The organism is Halobaculum sp. P14 (genome assembly GCF_051195155.1).
Lineage (GTDB): Archaea > Halobacteriota > Halobacteria > Halobacteriales > Haloferacaceae > JBNTKA01.
Genome location: NZ_JBNTKB010000002.1, coordinates 224,922 through 245,764 on the forward strand (window position 1 = coordinate 224,922; position 20,843 = coordinate 245,764).

The window sequence follows — 20,843 nt, forward strand, 5'->3', positions numbered from 1 at the left end:
ACCGGTCGCCGCGCGAAGCGGCGCCGCCGGACGGGTGCTTCTACGGCGCGGCTCCGCCACTACGGCGCTTCGCCCGTCTCGATGGAGAAGTCCGAGCGCGGGTAGGCGACGCAGGTGAGCGTGTAGCCGTCGTCCAGTTCGGCGTCGTCGAGCATCTGCTGGTTGTCGTGTTCGACGTACTCCTCGGCGTTCCCGCCGGACGTAATCTGTCCTGCACAGGAGACGCACTGCCCCTGCCGACACGCGTACGGGAGGTCCATGCCGGCGTCCTCGCCCGCCTCCAGCACCGTCTCGTTGTTCGCGATTTCGACGGTCTCGCCCTCCTTTTCGAACTCGACGTCGAAGTACTCGACTTCGTCCTCCGGGATGTCGCCGGGGCCGGCCTCCTCCTCGCCGCCGGCTTCGCCCTCCAGTTCGCCTTCCTCGCCGGCCGCGACGGCGCCAGCGACGCCGCCACCGCCGACCGCCCGGTTACCGGGCTCCGGGAAGTCCGTCTCCGGAACCGTGGAGGCGCGGTGTTCGAGCACCTCCTCGGAGATGTCCGCGGTGGGCTCCCAGCCCGTGCCGCGGGCGACGTGCAGGGCGACGAAGACCAGGACGAGGCCCGCGCCGAACCCGAGTGCCACGAGGTTAACCATGTTCGCGGCTACGGAACGGGGGTTGAATAGGGTTGTGATGTGTCGCAGAACTGCGTGCAGGCGGCCGCAGCCGTCGCGCCGGCTCCGGTCCGCCCCGTCGTCCGCGGCGTGGCGGCCTCGTCCAGGCCGGGCCGGTCTCGGCGCGCTCCTAACCGGCCGGCTACTCGTCGCGCCGCGGAACGTCGTGCCGGCCGAAGCCGTACCGGAGCCGGCTGGCGAGCCGACGCGAGAACCGCTCGTCCCGGGAGGCGAACCGCTCGGCGAGCGCCTGGTAGATGATGGGGAGCGCGACCTCCTGTTCGAGCGCCTCCTGCACCGTCCACGTCCCGGTCGACCCGCCCTCGATGCGGTCGGCGACGTCGCCGAGGTCGTCGCCCTCCTCGCGGAACGCCTCCTCGCAGAGTTCGAGCAGCCACGACCGGATGACGGCGCCGTTGTTCCACGTCCGCGCGACGGCTTCGAGGTCGAGGTCGTACCGGCCGCGGTGGAGCAGCTCGAACCCCTCGCCGTACGCCTGCATCAGCGCGTACTCGACGCCGTTGTGCACCATCTTCACGTAGTGGCCGGAGCCGGACGGCCCCATCCGGTCGTGGCCGGCGCGGCCGGTCGCGACGGCGTCGAACACCGGGACGAGTTCGTCGTACGCCCACGCCGGCCCGCCGACCATCAGCGAGAAGCCGAGTTCGGCGCCGGCGGGGCCGCCGGAGGTGCCGCAGTCGAGGTACGCGGCGTCCGTCGCCTCCGCGCGCCGCACGGTGTCCTCGAAGTGGCTGTTGCCGCCGTCGACCACGACGTCGTCGTCGGTCAACAGCGGTTCGAGGTCCGCCATCGTCGCGTCCACCGGGTCGCCGGCGGGCACCATCAGCCAGATGCGGCGCCCTTCGCCGAGTCGGTCGTAGACGTCCGCGACCGAATCCGCCGGCGTCGCGCCGGCGTCCGCGGCCGCGGCGGTGGCTTCCGCGTCCAGGTCGAACGCGACCACGTCGTGGCCCGCGTCCAGCACCCTGTCGACGACGATGCGTCCCATTCGGCCGAGACCGATGACGCCGAGTTCCATGCGTGTGGCGTCGGAGACCCGGAGGGTAGGCGTTCCGATTGGACGCGCCGCCGCCCGCGTCCCGAACCGGCCGCCCGGCGGACCGGCGGACCGGCGGACCGACGAACCGACGAACCGGCCCCGGCGCGCCCCGGTTCGTCCGCAACCGCCGGGTTTACTCGCTGCGGCCGCCGACCGAGCGGCATGGACGACCGAGTCAGAGCGCACGCGGAGGTACTCGTCGACTGGAGCGCCCGCGTCGACGCCGACGACCACGTCGTACTCGACGTCGCGGAGGGCGCACACGACCTCGCGGTCGCCGTCGCGGACGCGGTCGGCGAGCGCGGCGCGACGCTGCTTTCGACGTACGGCAGCGACGAAGTCGACCGGGCGTACCTGCGGAGCCACGACGGCGACTTCGACGCCAGCGACCCGGAACTGGCGCTGTTCGACGCCGCGGACGTCTACCTCCGGCTCGGCGGCGGCAGGAACACGACCGCCGGCGCCGACGTCCCCGGCGACCGCCGTCGCGCCGCCGACCGCGCGAACCGCGAGGTCCGCGAGGCGCGCATGGACACCGACTGGGTGTCGACGGTCCACCCGACGCGGTCGCTCGCCCAGCAGGCCGGCATGAGCTACGAGGCGTACCAGGAGTTCGTCTACGACGCCGTGCTGCGCGACTGGGAGGCGCTCGCCGACGAGATGGCGAACATGAAGCAGGTGCTCGACGACGGCAGCGAGGTCAGAATCGAGTCCGGCCGGACCGACCTGACGATGCGCATCGACGACCGGACCGCCGTGAACTCCGCGGCGTCGGTCGCGTACGACTCGCACAACCTCCCGTCCGGCGAGGTGTTCACGGCGCCGTACGCCGCCGAGGGCGAGGTGTTCTTCGACGTCCCGATGACGATTCACGACCGGCGCGTCCGCGACGTCTCGCTCACCTTCGAGGACGGCGCGGTCGTCGACTTCGACGCCGAGCAGGGCGAAGACGCGGTCGCGGACGTGCTCGAAACGGACGACGGCGCGCGCCGCCTCGGCGAACTCGGCGTCGGGATGAACCGCGGCATCGACCGCTTCACCGACAACATCCTGTTCGACGAGAAGATGGGCGACACCGTCCACCTCGCGCTCGGCCGCGCCTACGACGCCTGCCTCCCGGCCGGCGAATCCGGCAACGACTCCGCGGTCCACGTCGACATGATTACGGACGTCAGCGAGGACTCCCGGCTGCTCGTCGACGGCGACGTCGTCCAGCGAAACGGGACGTTCCGCTGGGAAGACGGCTTCGACGACGCCTGACGACACCCAACCTGAAGCCGGACGACCAGCCCACGCTGCGCGCCGAGAAGCCGACGCCGCGCGCCGAGCCACAGACCGGCTGTGGCGCGCGGCGGCCGCGCTGCGTCGCGGCCGGCAGCGCGCGAGGGGCGACGGCGCAGCCGAGCGGTAGCGAGGCCGCGCCGGAGTCGGCTGGGGAGGGCGAGGCGTTTCGTCGCACCAGCAGTCACGCGTAGCCGCACCGGAACCGACCCGCCGCCGCACGAGCACCCGGGCCGCAGTCACGCCGTAGTCGTACGAGAACCACGCCGAAGCCGGAGCCGTCTCGGCCGGATACGTTTTCAGTCGCCGGCGGCAGCGTCACGGTATGGCGAACACCTCCGAATGGCGGACGGACGCGACCGAGCCGGTGATTCGGCTGCTCTACCAGTCCGGCGTCGCCGTCTCGCCGGCCGGCGTCCTCGCGAACCTGGAACACCGGATGGACGACCCGCCGTCGCGGCAGGACGTGCTGTCGGCGCTCGCGGCGCTCAGCGGACACGGCTACGTCCGGCAGCTCGGCGACGTCGAGGCGCACTACATCATCACGGAGCGCGGCAAGGACTTCGTGGAAACTGAGGTCGACCAGGACGGCGTCGGCTTCATCGACTGAGGCTCCGGACTCCGGCGGGACGTCGCGTCGCGATGCGTCGACGGCCGCACCGACGGTGTCGACGGCCGCACCGCCGGCATCGACGGCCGCACCGCCGGCATCGACGGCCGCACCGACGGCCGCGGCGGCTCACTCCGGCTCGTGGACGTGCCCGCACTCGGGGCACTTCACTTCCTCGCCGCGGACCTCCGCGGACGCCTCGCGGACGTCGCGCATCACGCTCGAAATCTTGTCTTCGGCCTCCAGTTCCTCCTCGACGGCGAGGTCGACGCCCTCGACCTCCAGCAGGAACTTCGCGACCTCCGTCACCTCGTACATCGTGTCGTCGAGGTCCTCGGCGGTGAAGAAGCCGCACATGGCGCCGTAGAGGAACGTCGCGCCCGCCTTCCGCACCTTCTCCTCGAACGACGCGCGCGCCTGGTTCACCGCCTGCGGCGTGTACGTGTCCGTCATGAACGGGACGAGCCGCGGGAGGTTCTCGCCGATCTTCGTCATCTCCACGCCGGTCTCCGTCCGGAAGTCCGCACAGAGCCGCGCGATGGCCCACTCGCGCGCCGTCACGTACGTGCGCTCGCGGAGGAACTCGTTGACGCGGTCGTACTCGGCGCGCTCCATCTTCTGGAACCGGTCGTACTTCGCGACGTCCTCCGGCACGTCAGCGCCGACGTCCGGCCCCGGAACCGACCCACCGCCGGCGTCCCCGGCGTCAGTTCCGGCGGCCGCCGTTGCGTCCGCGTCCGCGTCGTCTCTAGCCTCGGCGGCCGCGTCCGTGGCGTCGGCACCGGTGGCATCGGCAGCGTCGGTGCCGGTCGCGTCGGCCGCGTCCGCGTCGTCGACGTCGTCGTCCGCGGGGTCGACTCGGTCGCGCTCCTGTCCGGCGTTGTCGGTCATAGCGGCCCGTACCCGGCGAGCACTCAAAAACCCGTTCCCGCGCGTCTGACGTGCGTCGTCCGAGACGGCGGCGTCGCGGTCGGCGCCGCGGTCGGCGCCGCGGTCGGCGTCGCGGGCGGACGGCGGCACCCTTTTGTCCGGCGCTTCCGACGGGGCGCGCATGAAGGTGCTCCTGGGAGTGGGCGGAAGCGAGGACTCCCTGACGGCGCTCGAACGAACCGTCGAGCGGTCGCGGGCCGCCGGCGACGACCTCACCATCGCGCTCGTGGAGAACCCCCAGACGGACGCCGACCAGGCAGACCTGGAGTCGACGGTCCGCGACGTCCTCGCCGACGCCGACTTCGACGCCGACGTCCGGCGCATCGAAGGCGACGCCGGGAGCCGCCTCGTCGACGTCGCGGAGGCGGAAGGGTTCGACCTCGTCGTGCTCGGCGGCGGCGAGCGCAGCCCGATGGGGAAGATAAACCTCGGACAGATCGCACAGTTCGTCCTGCTGAACTCCCCGGTCTCGGTGAAACTGGTTCGATGAGCGACCGCATCTACCCCGACGAGCCGGCCGGGCCGTACCCGGAGCCGCCGGTCCGGTTCGAGGACCGCGACGGCCGCGACATCGAGGTGCGCGCGTACCGCGGCACCGACGACGAGTTCGAGGCGCTCGTCGACATGTACACGTCGTTCGACCCGGCCGACCGCGCGCAGGGCATCCCGCCGAGCCGCGAGGAGGCCATCCGGGACTGGCTCGACACCATCCTCGGCGACGGCGGCTGGAACGTCGTCGCGTGGCACGGCGACGACGCCGCCGGCCACGCCACGCTCGTCCCGGACGGCGACGCCTACGAACTCGCCATCTTCGTGCTGCAGGAGTACCAGGGCGCCGGAATCGGGACGCGCGTCCTGGAGACGCTGCTCGGCCACGGCGCCGCCAACGGCGTCGAGAAGGTGTGGCTCACCGTCGAACGGTGGAACCGCGCCGCGGTCGCGCTGTACAAGAAAATCGGGTTCGAGACCAGCGACACCGAGTCGTTCGAACTGGAGATGACGCTCCGACTCGGCGGCGGCAGCGTCGACGGCGCGGACGCCGCGGCCGCAGACGACGAGTGACGCGGCTCGGCGCGTCGCGGTGACGGTTCGGTCGCGGTGACGACCTGGCCGCGTCGTCGGCATCGCCACGCTCCGTCCCAGTCCCGCGCCGGACCGCAGTTCCCGGGCGGGCTACACGGAGAGGACGGGCTGGCTGGCGTACAGCAGGACGTACTCCGCGGCCTTCTCCAGCACCTCGCCCGGCTCGCCGGTGAGCGGTTCGCGCGGCACGACCACGAAGTCCGCCTCGATGGCCTCGGCGGTGTCGAGGATGACGGAGCCGGGATGTCTGGTCTTCTGCGTCGTCGAGAAGCCGTACGCGATGGACGTGGACGACCCGACGCCGGCGTCCTCCGCCATCTCGAGGACGGTGTCGGTGAACGCCTCCGTGTCCGCGGCGACCTCCTCCTCGTCGACGACGCCGGTCTCGATGGCGCGGACGACCTCCTCGCCGAGGACGTACAGCGCGTGGACCGACGCGTCGTACCGGTCCGCGATGGCGACCGCGTACTCGACAGCCTCCAGGGACTCGTCGCTCCCGTCGACCGGGACCAGCACGCGTTCGACGTCGAGGCTCATGGTTCCGACTGTGTCGGAGGAAGTGAAAGGTGTTCCCCTGCGCCGCCGCCCCGACACGCCGCCGCGTCCCCGTCGCCGGGTCGGCGCGCCGCGGCGTCCGCGTCCAAATCCTTACCTCCCGTCGGCGGTTCTCGGCTGCATGCACACTGCCACGCCGTCGTACGACCTCCGGACGTTCGCGGAGCGGCTCTGCGGCTTCGCGTCGACCGCCGGCGACGAGGCCGCCGCGGCGGACTGGCTCGCCGGCCGGTTCGACGACTTCGGGTTCGACGTCTACGAGTGGGAGGCCGACCCGGCGCTGCTCGCCGACCACCCGTCGTTCCCGGACGACCCGGCCGACATCGACGCCGCGGGGCGGCCGAGCGTCGCCGGCGTCGCCGAGTTCGGCGACCCCGACGCCGGCCCGACGCTCGTGTTGAACGGCCACGTCGACGTCGTCCCGGCGGACTCGGAGCTCTGGGAGACCGACCCGTACGACCCCGTCTGGCGCCGCGACGGCGCCGACGAGACGCTGACCGCCCGCGGCGCCGCCGACATGAAAGCCGGGCTCGCGGCCTGCGTCTACGCCGCGCTGGACCTTCGCACCGCCGCGGACGACGGTGCGGCCGACGCGGACTTGAACGGCCGCGTCGTCGTCGAAGCGGTCGCCGGCGAGGAGGACGGCGGCATCGGCGCCGCGGCGTCGACGCTCGACAGCCCGTACCCGTTCGACCGAGACGCCGTCGTCGTCGCGGAACCGACCGACTTGACGCCGGTCACCGCCACCGAGGGCTCCGTGATGATGCGGCTCCGGCTCCGCGGCCGCTCCGCGCACGCGGCGACGCGGTGGCGCGGCGTCGACGTCCTTCCGAAGTTCGAGGCGGTCCGCGCGGCGTTCGCCGACCTCGAATCCGAGCGCGCGGCCGCCGTCACGCACCCGCTGTACGAGTCGTTCCCGGTTCCGTGGCCGGTGGTCTGCGGCACCGTCCGCGCCGGCTCGTGGGCGTCGACGGTTCCCGGGACGCTGGAGTCGGAGTGGCGGCTCGGCGTCGCGCCCGGCGAAACCGTCGCCGAGGTCGAGGCGGCGTTCGAGCGACGGCTCGCCGAGGTCGTCGCCGCGGACGACTGGCTCGCGGACCACCCGCCGACGTTCGAGCGGTTCTCGGTGCAGTTCGAGCCCGCCGAAATCGACGCCGGCGAACCGGTCGTCGAGGCGCTCCGCGAAGCGATGGCCGACGCCGACGTGCCGGACCGCGGCGTCGCCGGCGCGACCTACGGCGCCGACTCGCGCCACTACGTCGCCGCCGGCGTCCCGGCGGTGCTGTTCGGCCCCGGCACCATCGACCAGGCGCACTTCCCGGACGAGTCGGTGCCGTGGCGCGACGTGGAGCGAGCGCGGCGCGTGTACGCCGCGACGGCCCGACGGTTCCTCGCGGACGCCGCCGGCTACGACGAGTTCCGCGGCGACGACTCCGGGGACCGTTCGTCGGTCGAGAAGTAGGCGTCGAGCGCCTCCGCGACGACGTCGCCGGGCGGCCGGTTCTCGACGGAGGCGCGGTCGCGGAGGCGGCGATAGGCGTCCATCGGGAGCCGCATCGTCAGCTCCCCGGGCGTGACGCCGTGGTCCCGGAGCGCCTGTTCGGCCGGCGTCCCGTTGCCGACCTCGGAGGCGATGGTCCGGACGTCGCGGACCGTGAGGTCGGCGTCGAGCGCGGCGAACGCCAGCGTGAAGCGGTCCTCGCCGGCGACGCGGGCGATGTGTTTCGCGGCCGTCGGCGCGATGTCGCCGCGGGCGACGTGCCGACGGACGGACTCGGGGAGGTCGTGGACGCGCGCCCACTTCCGGATGAACGAGACGGAGACGCCGTCGCCGGCCTCCTCGGCGGCCGCCTTGTACGAGCCGTGACCGCGGACGAGCGCCGCACACGCCGCCGCGCCCCGCAGCATCAGGACGTTGTCGGCGGAGCCGACGGTCTCGGTCGCGAACTGCTGGACCGTCTCCCCGGCCTCGGCGAGACTCTCGGGGTCGTCCGGGTCGAAGCCGACGGCGGTCTCCGCCCGCGGCCCGGTGACCGCCGGGTCGCCCCGCACGACCGGGTCGCCGACGGCAGCCCTGCGGTCCGCCGGGCGCTCGTCACTCATGAACGGATACACGGCCCGCCCCGGCAAAAGGCTCCCGGGCACGGTCGTTCCTGCCAGCCGGCGTCGGGGGTCGCGCGCCGACTCCTCGTCGGCGGCAGCCGAGACGGCGGCGGGAGCCGCTCGCCATCGATGCCGCTAACAGGCACCCGGCCGGACCTCCGGTACTGATGCTCCGGTACGTGACGACCAACGAGGGGAAGATTCGGGAGGCGCGCGAGTATCTCGGGGACGCCGACGTCGAGCAGCTCGACTTCGACTACACGGAGATACAGGCGGACAGCCTCGCCCCCATCGCCGCCTACGGCGCCCGCGAAGCCTACCGGCAGGCCGACGCGCCCGTCGTCGTCGACGACGCCGGCCTGTTCGTCGACGGCTTCGACGGCTTCCCCGGGCCGTACTCCGCGTTCGTCGAGCAGACGCTCGGCGTCGACGCGGTCGGCGACCTCGCCCGGCGCGAACTCGGCGACGACCCGCGCGCGGAGTTCCGCTGCGTCCTCGCCTACTGCGACGGCGACGCGTTCGACGCCAGCCCGGACCCGGTGGACCGCGACGACCGCGTCGCCGCCGCGGCCACCGGCGCGACCCCGGACGACGAAGAGGAGCACGCACTCCCCGTCAAACTGTTCGAGGGCGTCGTCCGCGGCCGAATCGTCGAGCCGCGCGGCGACAGCGGGTTCGGCTACGACCCGATTTTCGAACACGACGGCCGGACGCTCGCGGAGATGAGCGCCGCCGAGAAGAACGCCGTCTCCCACCGCGGCCGCGCGCTCGCCAAGTTCGCCGAGTGGTTCGCCGACCGCCGATAGCGACCTCCCACACGGCTCCGCCAGGCTCCACTCCGCTCCTTGCACTCCACCCCGCTCCGCCGCAAACCGCTCCGCCGCGCGCCGATTCTCCGCACGCACTCCTCGACTTTTTATCGGATGCCGCGGGCACCTCCGCCGTGACCTGACGACGGCTCCCGGCCGGGCGAAGCGGGCGAGCGGCGACCCGCCGGGAGCGACCGAATCGCCGCCTGTCAGCCCTACTCCCGCGGGTCGCGGTCCGGGCCGGGGTACTCCCCGCCGACCATTTCCGCGTAGAGACTCGCCGGGTCGAACAGCGCCGCGAACGCCCGCGGCTCCCGGACGCTCACCGGGAACCGGGCGTTCAGCCCCGCCGCGGCGCCGGCGCCGGTGAGCCGGTCGTCGAACGACAGCACGTGCATCGCGCCGCCGCGGTACGCCGACCCGAGCGCCGGATGGTCGTCAGCCGGATGCGACACCGGTTCGCGCCACGCCTCGGCTCGCCCCCGCCAGTCCGCCGCCAGCGACGCGTCCGCCAGCGACGCCACGACCGCCTCGGCGTCGTCGAGCAGCGCGTCGCTCGCCACCAGCGTCGTCCACGAGTGACGGCGGAGCGCGTCCAGCGCCTCCCGCGCCGCGCCGCCGACCAGCAGGTCCGCCGCGAGCACGTCCGCGTCCGCGACGACGCGCGCCGGCGACGACTCCTCACTCGGCATCGTCGCCCTCGCGGTGCTCCCGAAGCGCCGCTCGAACCGCCTCGTCGGTCACTTCGAACGGCTCCGCTCGCTCGAACAGCGACGCCCACGTCTCCATACCCGTGGCTCGTCGCGCCCGGCCAAAGAACCATCCGGGTCGGCCTGTCGCGGACGAGCGCCTCGTCGAGAGTCACTCCTCGAAGTACGTGACGCGCTCCGGCGGAACCGAGAGCCGCATCCGGTCGCCGACCGCCGGCGGCTCCTGCGCGAACAGCGCGAGACGCCCCCCAGCATCCACGTCGACGAGGACGCGGTGCGCGGCGTCCGCGCGGGTCACCCGGACCGCTTCGCCCGCGACCTGTCCGTCCGGGTCGACGCGGACGTACTCGGGGCGAACCGCCGCGGTGTCGGCCCACTCCGGGGCGCCGGAGAGCGCCGCGGCGGGGACGACGCTGGCGCCGACGAACCCGGCGACGAACGGCGACGCGGGCGCGTCGAACACCTCGTCGGGCGCGCCGCGCTGCAGCACGGCGCCGTCGTGGACGACTGCGATTCGGTCCGCGAGCGCCCGCGCAGTCGTCCGGTTGTGCGTGACGTACACCGCGGTGACGTCCGACAGGGCGTCCGCGAGGTCGTCGCGGAGCGCCTGCCGCGTCGGGACGTCGAGCGCCGACAGCGGCTCGTCGAGCAGCACCGCGTCCGGCCGGATGGCGAGCGCCCGCGCCAGCGCCACCCGCTGCTTCTCGCCGCCCGACAGCGTCGCCGGCGTCCTGTCGGCGAGGTCCGCGACGCCGAGTTCGCCCAGCAGCGCGTCGGGGTCGCGGACGTCGTCGTAGTAGCGCGCGCCGAACGCGACGTTCTCCCGGACGGTCATGTGGGGGAAGAGCGCGTACTCCTGAAAGACGAGGCCGAACCCGCGGTTCTCCGGAGGCGTTCCGGTGAGGTCCCGTCCGGCCAGCCTGACCGTGCCGTCGTGGTCGTGGAAGCCGGCGACGGTTTCGAGCAGCAGCGTCTTCCCGCTTCCGCTCGGGCCGAGCACCACGAGCGTCTCGCCCGCGCCGACCGAGACGTCTATCTCGACGGTGAACGGCTCCGCGCCGGGCGCCGTGAACGTCGCACGGACCGACGCGTCCAGCCCGTCGTCGTCGCCGTCGCGGGTCATACGACACCACCCGCGTCGCCTCCGGCGGTGAGCCACCGGACCAGCAGGAACATCGCGGCGCAGACGGCGAGCAGCACCGCGGCGACGCCGCCCGCCGCCGCCAGCCCCTCGCTCCGGTAGGTGTTGAAGATGAACACCGGGGCGTGCTGGGCGGCGACGCTGCCGACGCCCGGCACGTACGCGTAGACGGTGTAGGCGACGACCGCGACGGCGCCGAACTCCGAGACGCCGCGCGCCCACGCCAGCACGCCGCCGACCAGGACGCCGCGCCCGGCGAGCGGCAGCGTGACGCGCCGGAACGTCTCGAACGGCGAAGCGCCCTGCGACCGCGCCGCCCTGCGGAGGTCGTCGTCGACGGCGTCGAACGCCTCGCGGGCGCTGTGCACCGCGTACGGCGCCGAGACGAACCCCAGCGCGAGCACCATCCCGGCGAGCGTCGTCAGCACCGTCACCGACGGGAAGACGCCGCCCTCGCCGAACCCGAACAGGACCAGCAGGCCGGCGACCGAGTGCGGCACCACCAGCGGCAGGTCGACGAGGCTCTCGACGACCGACTGCCCGCGGAAGCCGTTCGACAGCAGGTACGACAGCGGCACCCCGAACAGCACCGCGCCGCCGGCCGCGACGAGCGGCCCGTAAATCGTCAGCAGCAGCATCCGGTGAACCGCCGGCGACCGCGCCGCCTCGGCGACGAGGTCGGGGTTCAGCCGGAACGCGAACGCGAGCAGCGGGACGCCGAGCGCGAGCAGCAACACGGTGCCGAGCGCGGCGCTCGCCACGCCGAACCACCCTTCGTCGGCGCGGACGCCGAGCGCGACCGCCGAAAGCAGCGCGAACGGGACGTACAGCGTCTGGACGCCGGCCGCGGCGGCGACGCCGAACGCCGCGACCTGCACGGTCACGACGGCCGCGGTCAGCGTGCCGGCGCCGAGGCGAGACGGATTCATGTGTCGGTCGTCGAGCGGGCCGCGGGCGTCTTCGTCCTCACAGCGACAGCGGCCCGAGGTGGGTTCTCGTCGCAGCGCCGTCGAGCACCTGCGGCGGCGCAGCGTCAGCGGTTCGTTCCGGCACCACCATCGGCGACACCTGCTCGAACCCGGATTCGCGGAGGAACCGCTCGCCGGCGCCGTCGGTCAGGTAGTCCACCCACTTCCGGCCGCCGGCGGGGTTCTCCGCGACCGACGGCACCGTGATGCCGTACGCGATGGGGGCGCCGGTGTAGGTGTCGCCGCCGGCGTCGACCGAAACCGACGCGTAGTGGTCCGCATAGCGGTCGGACAGCTCGGCGAGGTTCACGTGCGGCTGGAGGGCCGTGACGTTCAGCGACTCGTGGGTCGCGCCGGCGGACCGGTACTCCCAGGCGTAGTCGAGCGACCCGGTTTCGAGCTGGCCGATGAGGTCTGTCTCCGTGCTCGCTGCGACCACGGCGTTGTCTTCGAGTCGCCTCGCCGTCCGCTCGCCGTACAGCGACTCCCCGTCGAAGTCGACGGCGCCGAGCCGCATCGCCATCACCGAGCGGTAGCCGCACGGGTCGACGGCCGGGTCCGAGTGGCCGACCCGGACGTCGTCACGCGAGAGGATTTCCCACCAGTTCCCGGCGTCGAACTCGTCGGCGTACGCGCTGTCGTCGGTGTACGCGACCGCCATCGCGTTCGTCGCGAACACGCCGTACCAGTCGGCGAACGCCGGCAGCATCATGTCGCGGACGAGCCGGAAATCGGCGACGCCGAGCACGTCCGCGTGCCGGCCCTCCTCGGTGATTTTCTGCGTCGACCCGACCGAGCCTTTCGCCTCGCGGTGGACGGTCAGCCCGGTCTCTGACTGGAACGACGGCTCGGCGGCGGCGAACGGCGGCGAGAGGCTGCCGGCGTGGAACACCGTGACCGTGTTCCGGCCGGCGCTCGCCGCGCCGACGCACCCGGCGACCCCGGCCGTCGCGGCGCCGCCGACGGCCGCGAGGAACGACCGCCGCCCGGCCGGCCGGTCGGAGCGGACGTCCCCGCCGGACCGTTGTTCCGACATAGATACATCGACCGTCGGTCGCCACATAACGGTTTTGGTGGGGCCGGTCGGAGACAGAGACGTGACCGACGGCGAACGGGCCGCCACGGACTCGGCCGGGCCGGACGATTCGACCGCCGCGGACTTCGCGGCGAGCCTCCGCGCCGACGACGTGACGTTCGACGGCTCGGACGCGGCGCTGCTGCGCGCCGTCGCCCGAACCGGCTCCGTCAGCGCCGCCTCGGACGAACTCGGCCGGTCGCGAGCGCGGGCGCTCACGCGCCTGGAAGAACTCGAATCGGTCTTCGGTGACCTCGTGGAGCGTCGACGCGGCGGCAGCGGCGGCGGCGGCAGCCGACTCGCGCGGAACGGCGAGGCGGTGCTCGCGCAGTTCGACCGGCTCCGCGCCGCGCTCGCCGGGACCGCCGGCGCCGCCGAAACCGTCGTCGTCGGCGCCGTGACGGCCCGCGACGGCGAACTGGCGACCGTCGACTCCGCCGCCGGCCCGCTCCGCGCGCTCGCCGCCGCAGACCTCGCCGCAGGCGACGCCGTCCAGGTCAGCGTCCGGGCCGACGCCGTGACGCTGCACGCGCCCGACGAGACGCCGTCGCCGGACGCGACCAGCGCCAGGAACCGGTTCTCCGGCGCGGTCGAGTCGGTCGACCGCGGCGAGTCCGTCGTCGAGGTGGCCGTCGACGTCGGCGCGGCGGAGCCGCTGCGGGCGCTCGTCACCGCAGACAGCGCCGACCGGCTCGGCCTGGCCCCGGACGGCGCCGTCGTCGCGTCGTTCAAAGCGACCGCGACGCGGGCGACGCCGCGGCGCGACGACGAGCAGTAAAAAGCGGCGTCAGCCCGCGAAATCGGCCGTTACAGCTCGTCGAGCAGCGCCGCGATGGCCGCCTTCGCCTCTTCGTCCGGCGGCTGATGCGGCGACCGGACGCGGCCCGCGGGCGCGCCGCGTTCGCGCATCGCCCACTTCAGCCCCGGGATGCCGAACTCGCTCGTCACCGCCTCGTTCAGCCCGACGAGCCCGGCGTTCCGCTCGCGGGCGGCCGCCGGGTCGGTCGCGTGCGTCTCGTACACGTCGCTCGCCGCCTCCGGGGCGACGTTCGCGAGCGCCAGAACGCCGCCGGCCGCGCCGACGTCGAGCGCCTGCGCGAACACGCTGCCGCTGCCGACCATGAGTTCGAAGTCGGCGTCGGCGGTCGCCCGCTTCGTCTGGATGAATGACGCGACGTCGCCCGAGGAGTCTTTCATCCCGGCGACGTTCGGGTGGCTGGCGAGCCGCCCCACGGTTTCCGGTTCGAGCGCGACGCCGGTGTACGCCGGCACCGAGTAGAGGTATATCGGGAGCGGCGCGGCGTCGGCGACTTCGCGGTAGTACTCTTCGAGCGCCGCCTGGCTGTGGTCATAGTAGAACGGCGTCACGACGAGCGCCGCGTCCGCGCCGGCGTCCGCGGCGTCCTCGGTCGCCAGCAGCGTCTCGCGGCGCCCCGGGCTCCCGGTGCCGGCGAGCACCGGCAGGTCCGTTTCGGCCGCCACGATTTCGACGACGCGGGCGCGCTCGTCGGCGGTCAGCAGTTCGACCTCGCTGTTCGACCCGCACGGCACGAGGAAGTCGACGCCGCGCGTCTCGACCCACGCCACGAGTTCGCGCAGCGCCGTCTCGTCGACGTCGCCATCCTCGTCGAACGGCGTGACCAGTGGAACTCCGACTCCGTTCACGTCCGAGGCGTCGGCCGGCCGACTCATAGGTGTTCGCCCGGCCGGTGCCGCGGCGCGGGATGAATTCGGCGCGGACGGAACTGCGTCGGCGCGGGCGAGCGGCGTCTGACGTCGGTTTCACCGGCCCCCGGCTAAAACCAACGCGAGGCGCCGACGCCCGTCTGACGACACGGCCGGATTCGGCGACGTCGCCGGTGCCGCGCGTCTGACGACCGGCGTGCGTCTGACGATGATTTAAGGGAGCGCTTCCGTAGGTGGCGACTGGACACGCTGTAGGCCGCCCGCATTCCCCCGCGGGCGAACCGGGCGTCCACTCGTACTGGTCGCGCGTCCTTCCGTGCGTGTCCGGCACACCCGACACCCGATTTCGGTGTTTCCCCCACACGCGATTCCCCCACGACGGGGAGCCTCGGCGGCTCCCCGCCCGCGTCCATCACTCTCCCGAGCGGCGGCGTTCGCGGTTTCGAGCGGCGTCGTCGACGCGGTGGACGCGGCCGCGACGCCGACTCACTCGCCGAGCAGCGCCGACCGGACCGCGTCGGCGCGGTCGGTTTCGACGATGAGCGCCAGCCGGTCGTCCGCCTCGACGGTCGTTCCGGGGAGCGGAATCGTGAGTTCCTCGCGCGGCCCACCGTGTGCGTACACCCGCGCGCCGTCGACGTCGATGTCGTGGACGGTCTCGCCGACGACGGGCGCGTCCGCCGGCACCGTCACCGCCATCAGCTGCAGCTGCTCGGTGAGTTCGCCGATTGCGTTGAAGTTCCCGCCGAGCAGCGCCGTCTTCGCGCCGGCGGCGCCGAGCCGCTCGGGGTAGACGACGTCGTCGACGGCGCGCTCGTACTCCTCGTATATCTCCGCGCGGAAGTCCTCGGAGATGCGCATCACGGTGCGGCAGCCGAACTCCTTCGCCTCCATGCACACCTCGAAGTTCACGTTCGGGTCGCCGGTCAGCCCGCCGACCGCGTCGGCGTCGGCGATACCGGCCTCCTCGAGCACCGCGGGGGAGCTTCCGTCGCCCTCGACGACGCGGAGCCCGCGCCCCCGTGCCTTCTCCGCCTTCTCCGGGTCGTTGTCGACGACGACGACGTCGTGTCCCTCCTCAGCCAGCACGCGAGCCGTCCGCGACCCGACTCGTCCGAACCCGACGATGATGACGCGCATGCCTCGTGGTATGCTACGGCGTGGCAAAAGCTTGCACCCTGAACCGCGGTGGTCCGGTCGCGTCGTGGTCGGGGTTGTGTCGTCGCCGCTCTGGTCGCGGTCGTCGTCGCCGTTCTGCGTCGCCGTCAGCGTCGCCGGCGGCGGTAGGCGGCGGCGCCGAAGACGCCGGTGAGGAGCGTGAGGCCGCTCCACCGGCCGGCGGCGACGTCGCGGTCGGCGGCGTCGCGGTACACCGCGGCGGCGAGCAGGGCGTGTGCGACCGCCGTGACCGCGGCGACGCGGAGCAGGACGCGGCGAGCGCGGGCGCGCGGCGACGCCGGCGGCTGCTGGTCGGCCATGGAGAGGCTCAGTCGTCGCCGGACGGCGCCGGGACGACGCCGGCGTCGACGAGGTCGTCGCCGCCGACGGAGGTCCGGAAGTCCTCGGGGTTCATGCCGTCGTCGCGGTCGATGCCGAAGTCGTCGGCGTACAGGTCGGCGACGCGGTCGAACTCCTCGTCGCTGAGCGGCGGCGTCTCCGGCGCGGCCGCCCACTCGTCGATGTCGTCGCGGGTGCGGAACGTCGGCGTGACCGACGCGACGTCGTCGTTCGCGAGCAGCCACTGGATGGTCGCCTGCCCCATCGTCCGGGCGCCGTCGCGTTCGAGGAACGACAGCTTCTCCACCTTCTCCCAGCCCGTCTCGAACCACTGGTCCGGGCGGTGCGCGCGGTGATCGCCCTCGCCGAGCTCCGTGTCAGGCGTCACCTGCTTGTTCAGGAGGCCGGAGGAGTGCGGGACGCGGGCGACGAGGCTGGTGTCGCTGCCCTCCTCGCGGATGGTGTCGATGAAGTGGTTCCCCGGGGTCTGTTCGAGGAGGTTGAACACCGTCTGGACGACGTCGAAGTCGAGTTCGACGGCGCGGTCGCCCTCGGCGAGCCAGCCGATGGACGGGCCGAGCGCCCAGCCGAGCGCGTCGAACCGGCCCTCGTCGCGGAGGTCGTACAGCGTCTCCAGCACCTCGTCGGTGACCTCGTCGACGTTGGCGTTGTGGAGGTACAGCACGTCGACGTAGTCCATGTCGAGGCGGTCGAGGCTCTTGTCGACCGCTTCGCGGACGTACGACGGCGTCAGGTCCTTCGGGAGTTCGCCGTGGCCCGCCTGCGGATTGTTGTAGAAGTCGTAGCCGATCTTCGTGCTGACGGTGACCTCGTCGCGGTGCTCCGCGAGCGCCTCCCCCATCAGTTCCTCCGAGCGGCCGTGGCCGTACACGTCGCCCGTGTCGAAGTACGTGACGCCTTGGTCGAGGGCGTACTCCACCATGTCGACGGCGTCGGCGTCCGACCGGTCGCCCCACCAGTCGGTGCCGACGACCCACGCGCCGAACCCGACTTCGCTCACTTCCACGCCGGAGTCTCCGAGTTCGCGATACTGCATACGTCCGCCTCGGGACTGCGGGAACTTAGCCCGAACGGTCGTCTCCCGGGAACCGGGAACGCGGCCGTCGACCGCCCTGAACTGCGGCCGTCGATCGCCCTGAACTGCGGCCGTCGATCGCCCTGAACTGCGGCCGTCGACCGCCCTGAACTGCGGCCGGCGCGTCGCGGACCGGACGGACTGCCGGGTCGCGAGCGGCGCTGCCGACGCGGTCCGGCGGTTGCTGTGCACATCCGAACCCCTTTGGTCGCCGCCGCTAAACCGCTCGACATGACCAAGCGTCACGTCTCTCTCCCGCCCGAGGCTGACGAAGGGGTTACGGCCTTCATCGACCAGGTGGACGAACGGCTCTCCGGCGAGGAGGACACCTGCGAGGTCGTCCGCGACACGCTCGTCGACCTGTTCGGTGACCGCGACGCCTACGAGCGGTGGCAGCGCGGCGGCGACGTGACGCCCGCAGAGCGCGTCCGGCTCCAGGGGTACGACCCGTGCAACGCGACGCTCGAATCCGAGTACTACGCCGAGAAGGACGAAGAGCAGTTCACGCGGTCGAAACACCTGCAGTGGCTGTGGCGGCAGTTCGACGCGACGCCGATGGCCGACAACATCGCGTTCGCGCTGCGGTTCCGGCAGATGCTCGCGAACCACCTGTTCGCCGACGCCGGCGACGGCCTCCGGCTGTTCAAGGGCATCACGTTCACGTACGGCCACAACATCGAACTCGGCGACAACGTCGTCGTCCACGACAACGTCCACCTCGACGACCGCGGGAAGCTCACCGTCGGCGACCGCGTCTCCATCTCCGACGACGCGCACGTGTTCAGCCACGACCACGACGTCGTCGACCAGACCGAAATCGAGAACTTCCACACCATCATCGAGGACGACGCCCGCGTCACCTACGACACGATGGTCCGCGCCGGCACCAAAATCGGCGAGAACAGCGTCGTCGGCGCGAAATCCGTCGTGCAGGGCGACGTCCCGGCTCACCACATCGTCGTCGGGTCGCCCGCCCGGAGCGTCAAGGTCAAGCCCGGCTGGGAGTCCGTCGCCGACCCCATCGAGGACCGCCTGACGAACCGCGCCGACGAGCGCCGCATCGACTACGACCTGCCGGACGACCTCGTCGCCTTCGACGAGTTCGAACGCGACCTGACGCCGCCGGACGCCGACGTCGACGCGCCGAACCCGGAGGAGTGACGGCGCGCCGTGGCCCGCGCAGTCGCCATCAACGTCGCCGCGAACACGAACCTCCCGGGGCGCCGCGGCCCCGTCTACCCGGACGGGTCGTTCCGCTACGTCCCGATTCCGGAGACCGAGCCGACGGCGGAGCCGGTGGCGACGTACCGCGACCTCGGACTCGCGGACGCCGTCCCGGCCGACGCCGCGGACGACCCGGTCCACCTCGACCCGGAGTTCCCGGGCGTGCTCGGCCGCGACGCCGCCACGTACGGCGACCCGCACGGCGTGAAAGCCCGGCCGCTCGCCGCGCTCGACCCCGGCGACTGGCTGCTGTTCTACGCGACGCTCACCGTCACCGGTCGGGACGACGCTGTCTCCGGGGCCGACGCCACCCCCGCCGCCGCCGACGGCTCGGCGGACTGGCTGCCGCCGACGTGGGGCGCCTTCCTCGTCGGCGAGTTCCGGGTGGCGGAGACGCTCACCGGCGACGACTACCGCGCCGCCGACGCCGACACCCGCGCCCGGTTCGACTCGAACGCGCACGTCCGCCGAGAGCCGTTCGACGCCGCGGTGCTGGTGCGCGGCGACCCGGCCGACTCGGGGCTGTACGACCGCGCCGTCCCGCTGTCGACGCCGGACGCCGGCGCCGACGCGAACCGCGTCGTCACCGACCTCTCGGCGGACTCCGGGAAGGGGCCGTGGTGGCGCCGCCCGCTGCGGTTCGACGCCGACGCGACGCGGACGCTCCGCGACCGCATCGCCGCCGACCCGGCGACGTGGCTGCCGTAGCGACGGAACCCCGCAGCGGCCGGCCCGGAATCCTCGACTCCCGACCGGTTTTTGTCACGCGGCGCGGACCAGTCGGCATGGGTCACTGCATCGCCTGCGGCGAGGACCTCGTCGAGGTCGTCGAGAGCGACACGGACGCACAGTTCAGCGACGCCACCGTCTGGGAGTGCTCGAACTGCGGCGCGATACTCGGCGTCTCCGAGTACGGCGTCTGAGGCGAGCGGCGCGCCCGGAGTCAGACGGCCGTCGGACGCTGGCGCGGGGTTTATCGGCGTCACCGTCGCTCGTACGGGTATGGAAACGACGCGGAGGCGGCTTTTGGCCGGCGTCGGCGCCGCCGGCGTGGCGGGCGTCGCGGGCTGTCTCGACGCCTCGGGAGCGGAGGCCGGCGGCGACGCGGCGGCGTCGCGGCTGGCGTACGTCCGAGTGGCGAACTGGCACGGCGAGCCACACACGGTGCACGTCCTGGTGCAGCGCGGCGGCGACCCGGTACACTGGTCGAGCCACGACCTGCCGTCCGGCGAGGACACGCCGACGACGGCGGCCGTCACGAAGTCGTGGGCGGCCGACCGCGGCGCGTTCTCGGTGTACGTCCGGCTGGACGACGCCGACACCTGGAAGCAGTTCGACGTCAGCGACGGCGGCGGCGCGAACTGCTACGGCGTCGAAATCCGGGTCGGCGCCGACGGCACGCTCGGCGTCTGGTACGAACAGAACCCCGACAGCTGCGACGCCGCGTCGGCGACCCCCGAGAACTGACGGCTTCGAGGCCGCTTCGCGACGCCGGCGTCCTGTGGCACCCGGCGGCGTTCTGTTGCGCCCGCGGAGTCAGTCCGCGTCGCCACCGCGGGACGCGGTCGTCACCACGGCCACCGCGTCCCGGCCGAGTGCGCCGACCACGCCGGCCGCGACGAACACCCCGGCGGCCTGGACGAGCCCGCCGACGGACGTGACGACGATACCGATTGCGAGCAGCGCCGCCGCCGCAGCGAGCAGCTCAGTCACCGGGGAGACGACGCGGAGCCGGCGGCGTTCGACGCCGACGCCCGTGGCGACGCCGCCGACCACCAGCACGGTGCCCGCGTAGCCGACGACCCCTGCGACTGACAGCGCGAGGTGGAGGGCGAGGGTCGCGGCCGCCCCGGTCGACGCGGCGACGACGACGGCCTCGCCGTTCGCGGACCAGCCGTTCCGGGCCGCGAGCCGCCGCGCGAGCCGCGGAAGCAGCCACCGCGCCGCCCCGAACACCGCGACGGCGACCGCGGCCGCCAGCAGGACTCGGAGCAGCACGAACGCGAACCCGGTGACGGCGTCCGAAAACTGGAGCGGGACCGTCGCCGCGTCCGGAGCCAGTGAACCCATACGTCGCGGTTCCGCGGACGCAGCATAAATCGGCCGTTCCCGACCGTCGGCCCATACCGAGCGTCGGCGGTGATGTCTCTCACTGGCGTTCGAGACAGTCATGCGCCGTCCGGGAATTGAACCCGGGCTAGTGGCTTGGGAAGCCACTGTCCTACCACTGGACCAACGGCGCGCTGACGCTCCGTGCGGGCCGGTCCCCGCTGAAGCCACCAGTTCGTACCCTATCGCCGCACTTCAACTAATCGGTCCCGGGCGCCGGGTTCGAACTGGACGTTCGTCCAGCCCGCCG

At 72.9% G+C, this 20,843-nt stretch carries 24 protein-coding genes, 1 tRNA gene and 1 pseudogene; 11 read left to right on the top strand and 15 right to left on the bottom strand.

The annotated features are described in order from the left end of the window. Positions 1 to 59 precede the first annotated feature (59 nt). Complete coding sequence (locus ACQUS7_RS06220) at positions 60 to 638, bottom strand: 2Fe-2S iron-sulfur cluster-binding protein (RefSeq protein WP_435124069.1); 579 nt, start codon at positions 636 to 638, stop codon at positions 60 to 62. 160 nt (positions 639 to 798) lie between these two features. Further along, on the bottom strand, positions 799 to 1,695 hold the full coding sequence (gene gnd, locus ACQUS7_RS06225) for a phosphogluconate dehydrogenase (NAD(+)-dependent, decarboxylating) (RefSeq protein WP_435124071.1): 897 nt from the start codon (positions 1,693 to 1,695) through the stop codon (positions 799 to 801). Positions 1,696 to 1,878: 183 nt separating this feature from the next. Here gnd and ACQUS7_RS06230 point away from each other — a divergent pair, with 183 nt between their 5' ends. Both ACQUS7_RS06230 and ACQUS7_RS06235 read left to right on the top strand, forming a co-directional pair. Beyond that, the gene (locus ACQUS7_RS06230; protein ID WP_435145667.1) at positions 1,879 to 2,976 is read left to right on the top strand and encodes an aminopeptidase; all 1,098 of its coding nucleotides are present in this window, start codon (positions 1,879 to 1,881) and stop codon (positions 2,974 to 2,976) included. 346 nt (positions 2,977 to 3,322) lie between these two features. Continuing rightward, positions 3,323 to 3,607: a hypothetical protein gene (locus ACQUS7_RS06235; RefSeq protein WP_435145669.1), complete on the top strand. Its 285-nt coding sequence runs from the start codon at positions 3,323 to 3,325 to the stop codon at positions 3,605 to 3,607. A 129-nt stretch (positions 3,608 to 3,736) separates the two neighbouring features. On the opposite strand, the gene ACQUS7_RS06240 is transcribed toward ACQUS7_RS06235, so the two are convergent. Beyond that, positions 3,737 to 4,498, bottom strand: a complete 762-nt coding sequence (locus tag ACQUS7_RS06240) for a DUF5806 family protein (RefSeq protein WP_435145672.1) — start codon at positions 4,496 to 4,498, stop codon at positions 3,737 to 3,739. A gap of 160 nt (positions 4,499 to 4,658) precedes the next feature. Here ACQUS7_RS06240 and ACQUS7_RS06245 point away from each other — a divergent pair, with 160 nt between their 5' ends. Next, on the top strand, positions 4,659 to 5,027 hold the full coding sequence (locus ACQUS7_RS06245; RefSeq protein WP_435124079.1) for a universal stress protein: 369 nt from the start codon (positions 4,659 to 4,661) through the stop codon (positions 5,025 to 5,027). Continuing rightward, the gene (locus ACQUS7_RS06250) at positions 5,024 to 5,599 is read left to right on the top strand and encodes a GNAT family N-acetyltransferase (RefSeq protein WP_435145675.1); all 576 of its coding nucleotides are present in this window, start codon (positions 5,024 to 5,026) and stop codon (positions 5,597 to 5,599) included. Before ACQUS7_RS06245 ends, ACQUS7_RS06250 begins: the two co-directional genes overlap by 4 nt. A gap of 111 nt (positions 5,600 to 5,710) precedes the next feature. Here ACQUS7_RS06250 and ACQUS7_RS06255 read toward each other — a convergent pair whose 3' ends face one another. Further along, positions 5,711 to 6,157 (bottom strand): universal stress protein, encoded by a 447-nt coding sequence (locus ACQUS7_RS06255; protein ID WP_435124083.1) that lies wholly within the window; start codon positions 6,155 to 6,157, stop codon positions 5,711 to 5,713. A 139-nt stretch (positions 6,158 to 6,296) separates the two neighbouring features. On the opposite strand from ACQUS7_RS06255, the gene ACQUS7_RS06260 reads away from it, so the two are divergent. Further along, on the top strand, positions 6,297 to 7,637 hold the full coding sequence (locus ACQUS7_RS06260; protein ID WP_435145678.1) for a M20/M25/M40 family metallo-hydrolase: 1,341 nt from the start codon (positions 6,297 to 6,299) through the stop codon (positions 7,635 to 7,637). Here the strand turns inward: ACQUS7_RS06260 and ACQUS7_RS06265 are convergent. Beyond that, positions 7,583 to 8,278, bottom strand: coding sequence for a DUF7119 family protein (locus ACQUS7_RS06265; protein WP_435124088.1), 696 nt, complete (start codon positions 8,276 to 8,278; stop codon positions 7,583 to 7,585). The two genes, ACQUS7_RS06260 and ACQUS7_RS06265, sit on opposite strands and share 55 nt — an antisense overlap. Positions 8,279 to 8,445: 167 nt before the next feature. On the opposite strand from ACQUS7_RS06265, the gene ACQUS7_RS06270 reads away from it, so the two are divergent. After that, positions 8,446 to 9,084, top strand: coding sequence for a non-canonical purine NTP pyrophosphatase (locus ACQUS7_RS06270; RefSeq protein ID WP_435124090.1), 639 nt, complete (start codon positions 8,446 to 8,448; stop codon positions 9,082 to 9,084). A gap of 218 nt (positions 9,085 to 9,302) precedes the next feature. On the opposite strand, the pseudogene ACQUS7_RS06275 reads toward ACQUS7_RS06270, so the two are convergent. From ACQUS7_RS06275 to ACQUS7_RS06290, 4 genes and pseudogenes are all read right to left on the bottom strand, one after another. Beyond that, positions 9,303 to 9,767: pseudogene (locus tag ACQUS7_RS06275) on the bottom strand (DUF7384 family protein); the annotation flags it as partial. A gap of 181 nt (positions 9,768 to 9,948) precedes the next feature. Then, positions 9,949 to 10,920: an ABC transporter ATP-binding protein gene (locus tag ACQUS7_RS06280; RefSeq protein WP_435145681.1), complete on the bottom strand. Its 972-nt coding sequence runs from the start codon at positions 10,918 to 10,920 to the stop codon at positions 9,949 to 9,951. Further along, a complete protein-coding gene (locus ACQUS7_RS06285; protein ID WP_435124095.1) occupies positions 10,917 to 11,867 on the bottom strand; it encodes an ABC transporter permease in 951 nt (316 codons plus the stop codon). Before ACQUS7_RS06285 ends, ACQUS7_RS06280 begins: the two co-directional genes overlap by 4 nt. 37 nt (positions 11,868 to 11,904) lie before the next feature. Further along, complete coding sequence (locus ACQUS7_RS06290) at positions 11,905 to 12,942, bottom strand: extracellular solute-binding protein (RefSeq protein WP_435145683.1); 1,038 nt, start codon at positions 12,940 to 12,942, stop codon at positions 11,905 to 11,907. Positions 12,943 to 13,003: 61 nt separating this feature from the next. Between ACQUS7_RS06290 and ACQUS7_RS06295 the strand changes: the two genes are divergently transcribed. Continuing rightward, positions 13,004 to 13,759 carry a TOBE domain-containing protein gene (locus tag ACQUS7_RS06295; protein WP_435145685.1) on the top strand — a complete coding sequence of 252 codons (756 nt, stop codon included), beginning with the start codon at positions 13,004 to 13,006 and terminating at the stop codon, positions 13,757 to 13,759. A 29-nt stretch (positions 13,760 to 13,788) separates the two neighbouring features. Here the strand turns inward: ACQUS7_RS06295 and ACQUS7_RS06300 are convergent, their stop codons facing one another. The 4 genes from ACQUS7_RS06300 to ACQUS7_RS06315 all read right to left on the bottom strand — a co-directional run bounded on the left by ACQUS7_RS06300 (position 13,789) and on the right by ACQUS7_RS06315 (position 17,221). Further along, a complete protein-coding gene (locus tag ACQUS7_RS06300) occupies positions 13,789 to 14,646 on the bottom strand; it encodes a dihydrodipicolinate synthase family protein (protein ID WP_435145687.1) in 858 nt (285 codons plus the stop codon). Between the two features lie 507 nt (positions 14,647 to 15,153). Beyond that, entirely contained in the window at positions 15,154 to 15,807 is a 654-nt protein-coding gene (locus tag ACQUS7_RS06305; RefSeq protein WP_435124101.1) for a potassium channel family protein, read from the bottom strand. A 125-nt stretch (positions 15,808 to 15,932) separates the two neighbouring features. Next, the gene (locus ACQUS7_RS06310) at positions 15,933 to 16,145 is read right to left on the bottom strand and encodes a hypothetical protein (RefSeq protein WP_435124102.1); all 213 of its coding nucleotides are present in this window, start codon (positions 16,143 to 16,145) and stop codon (positions 15,933 to 15,935) included. A gap of 8 nt (positions 16,146 to 16,153) precedes the next feature. After that, positions 16,154 to 17,221 carry an aldo/keto reductase gene (locus ACQUS7_RS06315; RefSeq protein ID WP_435145690.1) on the bottom strand — a complete coding sequence of 356 codons (1,068 nt, stop codon included), beginning with the start codon at positions 17,219 to 17,221 and terminating at the stop codon, positions 16,154 to 16,156. 270 nt (positions 17,222 to 17,491) lie between these two features. On the opposite strand from ACQUS7_RS06315, the gene ACQUS7_RS06320 reads away from it, so the two are divergent. From ACQUS7_RS06320 to ACQUS7_RS06335, 4 genes are all read left to right on the top strand, one after another. Next, positions 17,492 to 18,421, top strand: a complete 930-nt coding sequence (locus ACQUS7_RS06320) for an acyltransferase (protein ID WP_435145692.1) — start codon at positions 17,492 to 17,494, stop codon at positions 18,419 to 18,421. Between the two features lie 9 nt (positions 18,422 to 18,430). Continuing rightward, positions 18,431 to 19,192: a hypothetical protein gene (locus ACQUS7_RS06325; RefSeq protein ID WP_435145694.1), complete on the top strand. Its 762-nt coding sequence runs from the start codon at positions 18,431 to 18,433 to the stop codon at positions 19,190 to 19,192. A 77-nt stretch (positions 19,193 to 19,269) separates the two neighbouring features. Continuing rightward, positions 19,270 to 19,407 carry a hypothetical protein gene (locus ACQUS7_RS06330; RefSeq protein ID WP_435124108.1) on the top strand — a complete coding sequence of 46 codons (138 nt, stop codon included), beginning with the start codon at positions 19,270 to 19,272 and terminating at the stop codon, positions 19,405 to 19,407. A 79-nt stretch (positions 19,408 to 19,486) separates the two neighbouring features. Then, positions 19,487 to 19,951: a hypothetical protein gene (locus ACQUS7_RS06335; protein ID WP_435124109.1), complete on the top strand. Its 465-nt coding sequence runs from the start codon at positions 19,487 to 19,489 to the stop codon at positions 19,949 to 19,951. Between the two features lie 69 nt (positions 19,952 to 20,020). On the opposite strand, the gene ACQUS7_RS06340 is transcribed toward ACQUS7_RS06335, so the two are convergent. Then, on the bottom strand, positions 20,021 to 20,554 hold the full coding sequence (locus tag ACQUS7_RS06340) for a hypothetical protein (RefSeq protein ID WP_435145696.1): 534 nt from the start codon (positions 20,552 to 20,554) through the stop codon (positions 20,021 to 20,023). A gap of 101 nt (positions 20,555 to 20,655) precedes the next feature. Next, a tRNA-Gly gene (locus ACQUS7_RS06345) sits at positions 20,656 to 20,726 on the bottom strand. Positions 20,727 to 20,843: the final 117 nt, after the last annotated feature.